We start from the raw sequence: 6,638 nt of genomic DNA on the forward strand, positions 1-6,638 counted from the left end.
GGGCCGGAAACCGCCGCCCCAGTCACCGAGGAAGCGCCGGTCACCGCGACACCGGTCGCCGTGACCGGCCCAGTACGGCGGGAGGTCACCCGCTCTTGCGGCCGACCCCCGCGTACACCCAGTACTCCGACGGGTTCTCCGGGATGTCCTCGCTCTCGTCCGGACGCCACAGGGGTACGTGGACCAGGCCCGGTTCGGTCAGCTCGAAGCCGGTGAAGAGGTCCTGGATCTCCTGGTGGGAGCGGACCGTGACCGGGGAGGTGGCCCGGGATCGGTACAGCTGGGTCACCGCGGCGGCCGTGTCGGGGCGGTCCTGGTTGGTGGCGTGGGACAGGGCCAGCCAGCTGCCCTCGGGCAGGGCGTCCCGGAAGGCGGCGACGATTCCGGCCGGGTTTTCCTCGGGCGCGACGAAGTGCAGGATCGCGACCATGAGCACGGCGACCGGCTGATCGAAGTCGATCAGCTCGCGCACCTGCGGCGAGGCCAGGACGTCGGCCGGCCGCCGGATGTCGGCGTCGACGATGTCGGCGTACGGGTTGTCGGCGAGCAGGGTGGTGCTGTGGGCGACGGCCACCGGGTCCTTGTCGACGTAGACCACGCGGGCCTGCGGACTCGCCGCCTGCGCCACCTCGTGGACGTTGCCCTGCGTCGGAATCCCCGAGCCGAGGTCGATGAACTGCCGGACACCGGAGTCGGCCAGGAAGCGCACCGCCCGCCCGAGGAAGGCGCGGTTGGCGCGGGCCAGCGTGCGCGCCTGGGGGTCGATGGCCGTGACGGCCGCCACCGCCTCCCGGTCGATGGCGAAGTTGTGCTCCCCACCCAGCATCGCGTCGTACATCCGGGCTACGCTCGCCTTGTCCGGATCGGTCCCTGGCGGCAGAGCATCCGTGTCGGTCACCAGAACGTCCTTTCCCAGCAAGGTACTTGACGATCCATCATATAGTTGCCCTCGACGCCTGGCGATCAGTTGTCCCCCGCCGGGCGCCCGGACCCCCACCCGGAAAGGCACCACGACCCTGCGGAACGAACCGCACAGCCGCTCCGACGACACCCCCGCCGCGGTGCCCCCGCCCCGTCGGTCGGCCTTCTCCCCCGCGGCCGACGTCATCGGCTCGGAACTCGACCTGGGGCTGACCGGCAGCCATGTCGTGCACGCGCTGACGCCCGGCTTCTGTGACGCGGCGTCCCTCTATCTGCTGGAGCGGTGGCGGCGCGAGGAGACCACGTACGCTGGCGCGGACCCCGCTCAGATCGAGGCCCGCAGACTGGCCCTGCGCGTGGGCACGGACGCGGCCGAGTCCTGGGAGCGCACCCTGCCGGTGGGCGAGGTGCTCGTTTTTCCCCGCGAGACGCCGTACGCCCGCGCCCTGGTCGACGGACACGCGCAGTTGCTCGACTCGGTCGACGACCACACCGCCGAGCGGCTCGCCGCCTCCGTCGGTGAGGACGCGCGCATCGGCGAACTCCTCAAGACGCGCTCCTTCCTCGTGGTGCCGCTGCGGCTGCGGGGCGGGGCGATCGGCTTCGTCGCCTGCTCCCGCGGACCGGACCGCGGGCCGTTCCTGACCGCGGAGATCGCGGCCGTCGAGTCACTGGCCGCGCGGGCCTCGGTCGCCCTGGACAACGCGCGCCGCTACGAGTACGAGCGCCGCACCGCCCTGGCCATCCGGGGCAGCCTGCTCCCGGGCACGATCCAGGAGGTCGAGGGCTGCCGCATCGCCCACGGCTCCCTGCCCGCCGGGCAGGGTTCGATCATCGGCGGTGACTGGTTCGACGTGCTGAGACGGCCGGACGACCGGGTCAGTCTGATCGTCGGGGACGCCATGGGGCACGGCCCGGAGTCGGCCGTGGCGATGATCCAGCTGCGCACCGCCGTACGCACGCTGGCCGGTCTCGACATCCCCGCCGTCGATCTCATACGACGGCTCGACGCGCTCGCCAGCGACACCCCGGGCGCGTCCTTCGCGACCTGCATCTACGCCGAGTGGGACGCCCGGCACGGCACCTGCACCCTCGTGGGCGCCGGTCACCCTCCGCCGCTGCTGCGCGGGCCGGACGGCCGGACCGCTCCGGTCACGCTGGTCGGCGCGGGCCTGCCACTCGGCCTCGGTGCGGGCGCCTACGAGCCGACCGTGCTGAGCATCGACGAGCCCGCGCTGCTCGTGCTCTACAGCGACGGTCTGGTCGAGTCGCGGGACGCCGACATAGACCACGAGATCGCCCGCCTCGCCCGGGCGGTCGACGCGGCCGCCCTCGACCACGACCCGCTCCCCTCCCTGTGCCGACGGCTGCTCAACGCCCCCTCCGATCCGGCCGGCGCGGACGACCGCACCCTGCTCCTGGCCGAACTCACACCCACCCAGGGCTAAGGCCTGTCCGGCGGATCATCCCGGCGTCGCGGGCTCTGCTCGGCCGGTCCGCACTGTTTCTTTCAGCCGGCCTGATCCGCCGGACCGGCCCTGGTTCAGGCCGACAGGTTCGCCCATACCGCGTTGCCGCCGGTGAGTCTGGAGCGGTCCACCCCCCAGGTGTCCGCGAGCTGCTCCACCAGGAACAGTCCGCGCCCTCCCTCGTCGTCGAGACCCGCCCGGCACCGGCGCAGCGTGGGGCCCGAGTGGTCGTGGTCGTGCACCTCCAGCCGGAGGACCCCGTCGGCGACCAGCCCGATGCCGCACAGGATGCGCACGCTGAGGGTGTGGCACACGGCGTTGGTGGCCAGTTCGGACAGGAGCAGCACCGCGTCCGAACACAGCTCGCCCGGCAGGCTCCAGGCCTTGAGCCGGGTGCCGACGGAGCGCCGGGCGACACCGACGCTGGAGCGGTGGGCGGGAAGTTCGATCCAGTGGGTTCGTTCCTGGTCCACGGCGTCTAACAGCTGCGGGGACGAGGTCGTGTGGGGGGACACGGTGTTGGCCTTCCGTGGGGGCGGCGGCGCGGCCGGGCGAGAAGCATCGGGGGCGGGGGATGCCAACGCGCCGCAGGGTGGGGACGGTTGGCGGAACCGTGCTCGCGTTCGGCGGCACGGTTCACACAAGTCACTATGCTCGCACCCAAGTTCAACCTGCAACCAGCTCCCTGATAATTTCAGAAAGCCGATATCCGTCTGGTGGCGTCACCAAGTCGCTGTCAGACTCGAGCCGGTGACAGCCCCTCAGGAGGTCAGGACGTGAGCGAAGGCCGTACGAGCGCCGGTGGCACCAGTGCTCCCACCGTGCTGCGCATGATCCTGGGCCGCCGTCTGCAGGAGCGGCGCCAGGGCGCGGGGGCCTCGCTGGAGGACGCGGCCAGGGCCCTGAGGGTGACGTCCCTGACCATCCGCCGCCTGGAAAAGGCCGAGGTCGCCCTCAAGCCGCTCTACGTGGAGAAGCTGCTGGAGACCTACGGGGCCGACCAGCAGGAGATCGACGAGTTCGTCGTCCTGGCCGAGCAGGCCAACGAGCCCGGCTGGTGGCACACGTACCGGAACGTCCTGCCGAACTGGTTCAGCGCCTACGTCAGTCTGGAGGCCGGGGCCAGGACCCTGCGCACCTACGAACCCCACTACGTCACGGGGCTGCTCCAGACCCACGCGTACGCGCGCGGCGTCCTGCGCGGCGGGTTCCCCAACGAGGCCGACGAGGACCTCGGGCGGCGCGTGGACCTGCGGCTGCGCCGCCAGAGCCTGCTGGAGAGACCCGACGCGCCCACACTGTGGGTGGTGATGGAAGAGGCCGTACTGCACCGGGTGGTCGGCGGCCCCGAGGTCATGCGGGAGCAGATCGAACGGCTCCTGGAGGTCTCTGAGTTGGAGCACGTCAGCGTCGACGTCGTACCGTTCACCGCCGGTGCCCACGTGGGCGCGTGCGCCCCGTTCACCTACTTCCGCTTCGAGGAGCCGGAGCTGCCGGACATCGTGTACACCGAGGTCCTCTCCGGCGCGATGTACCTGGACCAGCGGGCGGACGTGTCGGCGCATCTGGAGGCGCACAACCGCATGTCCCTGCTGACCTCGGACACGGACAGCAAGGCGCTGCTGAACCGCATGCGCAAGGAGTACTCATGACCAGCACCGACTGTCACGTCTACAACGGGATGCCGGCCACCGACCTGGGCGAGCAGGGCTGGGAGTCCCCGTGGAGCGGACCCAACGGCGGCCAGTGCGTACAGACGAAGCTGCTGGCCGACGGCCGGGTGGCGCTGCGGCAGTCGACCGATCCGGCCGGACCCGCGCTGATCTACACCCCGCAGGAGATCGCCGCGTTCGTCGCGGGCGTCAAGCGGGGCCTCGCCGACCATCTCACGGCCGGCTGAACCCACGACCCGAGCCGGACCTGCCCCGGCAGCGACCTGCCCGACACCCCCACGCACACCACCTGAAAGGGACAGGATGACCAACTCCCACGCCGCGCGGGAGATCGACACCAGTCGGCCCCACTCCGCCCGGATGTACGACTACTACCTCGGCGGCAAGGACCACTTCGACGTCGACACGAAGGCGGCCGAGACCGTCGCGGCCACGTACCCCGGCATCTTCACGTGCGCCCGCGAGATCCGCTCCTTCATGCACCGCGCCACCCGCGTCCTCGCGCGGGAGTACGGCGTGCGCCAGTGGCTGGACATCGGCACCGGCATCCCCACGGAGCCGAACCTGCACCAGGTCGCGCAGTCCGTGGCTCCCGAGGCTCGCGTGGTCTACGCCGACAACGACCCCCTGGTCCTCAAGTACGCCGAGCGCCTGATGCGCAACACGCCCGAGGGACGGACGGCTTACGTCCAGGGCGACTTCACGAACCCCGAGGCGATCCTCGGCTCCCCCGAGCTGGCCAGGACCCTGGACCTGAACCGGCCCGTGGCCCTGTCCCTCAACGCCATCCTGCACTTCGTCCCGGACGACTGGGACCCGTACGGCATCGTCTCCCGCCTCCTGGACGCCCTGCCCTCGGGCAGCGCCCTGGCCGTGAGCCACTGCACGGGCGACTTCGCCCCGGAGCTGTGGGAGAAGCTCGTCGGCATCTACGCCGCCGCCGGCACCCGGGCCCAGGTCCGCAGCCAGCAGGAGGTCGCCCGCTTCTTCAAGGGCCTCGACCTGCTCGAGCCCGGTGTCTCCCTGACCCACCGGTGGCGCCCGGACGACCCTCAGGGCTCCGGCCCGGAGCTCACGGACGCCGAGGTCAGCGCGTGGGCCGGGGTGGGCATCAAGCCGTGACCGGCGCCGGCCGTGCGGGAGCGAGTGCCCGCACGGCGGCCCGGACGGTCCACGGCCGTCAGCGGACCAGCAGGTCGATGACTCCCGTCAGGTCTTCCTCCCCGCTGCCCTCGGCCAGACGGCGGCGCATCAACTCGAAGTACGGGCTGAGCAGTTCGGTGCTGACACCCTGCTGTTCGGCGGTGCTCAGGAAGGCCGGTGTGCCGGCCACCTGCATGGCGAGGTTGGAGACGACACCTTGGGTGTAGTCGCCGCTGCGCAGCTGGTCGGCGGTCCGGTGCACGGCCGGGGCCATCGCGGCGAGCCAGTCGGCGAGCAGCGGGGCGAGCGACGCGGGGTCGATGTCCTCCTTGCGGATCAGGGCGAAGGCGTGGGCGGCCCCGGCGAACATCCCGTACATGGCGCTGAGCAGGGCCATGTCGTACAGCGCCGCGAAGCCCGCGTCGCGGCCGACGTAGACGGTTCCGGCCGGGACGACCAGCGTCTCCCGGTGCCGCTCGAACAGCTCCCGCGAGCCGCTGTAGAAGACGTAGCCGCCGGACTCCGGGACACCGATCATCGGCGGGACGGCCATGATCCCGCCGTCCAGGTAACGGGCACCGCGCTCGCGGGCCCACTCGGCGCGGGCGCGGGCCTGGGCAGGGGTACTGGTGGTCAGGTTGACCAGGTCCCTGCCGGCCAGGTCGGTGCCGGCCAGCGCGCCCTCGACCGAGGCGTCGTCCAGCAGGCAGACGACGACCAGGGCGTTCGCGGTGACCGCGGCGGCAGCGCTGTCCGCGACCTTGGCGCCCTCCGCGGCGAGCGATGCGGCGCGGGCCGGGGTGCGGTTCCAGACGGTGAGCGGGTGACCGGCTGCAAGCCAGGTACGAGCCAGGGCGGTGCCCATCGCGCCGAGGCCCAGCAGCGTGAGGGAGTTCTTCTCAACGGCGTTCTGTGTCATACCGGTTAGGCTGGTCACAGGCCCGTGGATGATCAAGTACGCACTTCGGAGTGGGTGGTTACCCCGAGGTGAGCGAGCACGTCGGAGGGGTAGGGCATGACAACGGTCAACTACCCAGCGCTAAAGCGCCGGGCTTGCACAACGGGCATCACTGGCAGTGATGGTGCGTTTGCGTCCAGTCCCACCCCGAGGTGTCCGGGGCGGGGCAGGGGCCGTTGACTGGGCCCCGCATCTCCACAACTCCCACGCTCTGGCGCGGATGTTGCGGGAGCTGTTGCGGTCTGCGTGATCAACGAATCCGCAGCTCCGGCACGCGAACCAGGCCTGGGAGACGCGGTTCGCCTTGTCGATGTGGCCGCATTCAGCGCAGGTGCGGGAGGTGTACGCGGATCGACGTGCATCACCGGCACCCCCGCCCTGCGGGCCTTGTACGCGATGAACTGCCCCAGCTGGTGGAAAGACCAGCTGGAATGGGTGGCCCGTTGGGGCTTGCGAAGCCGTACCCGCTCGCGG

7 protein-coding genes and 1 pseudogene are annotated in these 6,638 nt (G+C 71.3%); 4 read left to right on the top strand and 4 right to left on the bottom strand.

What is annotated here, in order from left to right:
• Nucleotides 1–85: 85 nt before the first annotated feature.
• Nucleotides 86–898: an SAM-dependent methyltransferase gene (locus tag RNB18_RS28805; RefSeq protein WP_311717015.1), complete on the bottom strand. Its 813-nt coding sequence runs from the start codon at nt 896–898 to the stop codon at nt 86–88.
• Nucleotides 899–1,061: 163 nt separating this feature from the next.
• Here RNB18_RS28805 and RNB18_RS28810 point away from each other — a divergent pair, with 163 nt between their 5' ends.
• The gene (locus RNB18_RS28810) at nt 1,062–2,369 is read left to right on the top strand and encodes a PP2C family protein-serine/threonine phosphatase (RefSeq protein WP_311717016.1); all 1,308 of its coding nucleotides are present in this window, start codon (nt 1,062–1,064) and stop codon (nt 2,367–2,369) included.
• A 95-nt stretch (nt 2,370–2,464) separates the two neighbouring features.
• On the opposite strand, the gene RNB18_RS28815 is transcribed toward RNB18_RS28810, so the two are convergent.
• Complete coding sequence (locus RNB18_RS28815; protein WP_311717017.1) at nt 2,465–2,905, bottom strand: ATP-binding protein; 441 nt, start codon at nt 2,903–2,905, stop codon at nt 2,465–2,467.
• 261 nt (nt 2,906–3,166) lie between these two features.
• Here RNB18_RS28815 and RNB18_RS28820 point away from each other — a divergent pair, with 261 nt between their 5' ends.
• From RNB18_RS28820 to RNB18_RS28830, 3 genes are all read left to right on the top strand, one after another.
• A complete protein-coding gene (locus RNB18_RS28820) occupies nt 3,167–4,042 on the top strand; it encodes a helix-turn-helix domain-containing protein (RefSeq protein WP_311717018.1) in 876 nt (291 codons plus the stop codon).
• A complete protein-coding gene (locus RNB18_RS28825; protein WP_007379642.1) occupies nt 4,039–4,290 on the top strand; it encodes a DUF397 domain-containing protein in 252 nt (83 codons plus the stop codon). The genes RNB18_RS28820 and RNB18_RS28825 overlap by 4 nt, the downstream gene beginning before the upstream one ends.
• Before the next feature lie 76 nt (nt 4,291–4,366).
• Nucleotides 4,367–5,185 (top strand): SAM-dependent methyltransferase, encoded by an 819-nt coding sequence (locus RNB18_RS28830; protein WP_311717019.1) that lies wholly within the window; start codon nt 4,367–4,369, stop codon nt 5,183–5,185.
• Between the two features lie 58 nt (nt 5,186–5,243).
• On the opposite strand, the gene RNB18_RS28835 is transcribed toward RNB18_RS28830, so the two are convergent.
• Together RNB18_RS28835 and RNB18_RS28840 are read right to left on the bottom strand one after the other, a co-directional pair.
• Entirely contained in the window at nt 5,244–6,125 is an 882-nt protein-coding gene (locus RNB18_RS28835; protein ID WP_311717020.1) for an NAD(P)-dependent oxidoreductase, read from the bottom strand.
• Between the two features lie 120 nt (nt 6,126–6,245).
• Nucleotides 6,246–6,638: pseudogene (locus RNB18_RS28840) on the bottom strand (zinc ribbon domain-containing protein); the annotation flags it as partial.

The organism is Streptomyces doebereineriae (assembly GCF_031845645.1).
GTDB classification, from domain to species: Bacteria; Actinomycetota; Actinomycetes; order Streptomycetales; family Streptomycetaceae; genus Streptomyces; species Streptomyces canus.

Bases quoted from the DNA above. Each gene is read 5' to 3' on its own strand.
- RNB18_RS28835 (WP_311717020.1), bottom strand. From the start codon at position 6,125: ATGACACAGAACGCCGTTGAGAAGAACTCCCTCACGCTGCTGGGCCTC.
- RNB18_RS28830 (WP_311717019.1), top strand. From the start codon at position 4,367: ATGACCAACTCCCACGCCGCGCGGGAGATCGACACCAGTCGGCCCCAC.
- RNB18_RS28825 (WP_007379642.1), top strand. From the start codon at position 4,039: ATGACCAGCACCGACTGTCACGTCTACAACGGGATGCCGGCCACCGAC.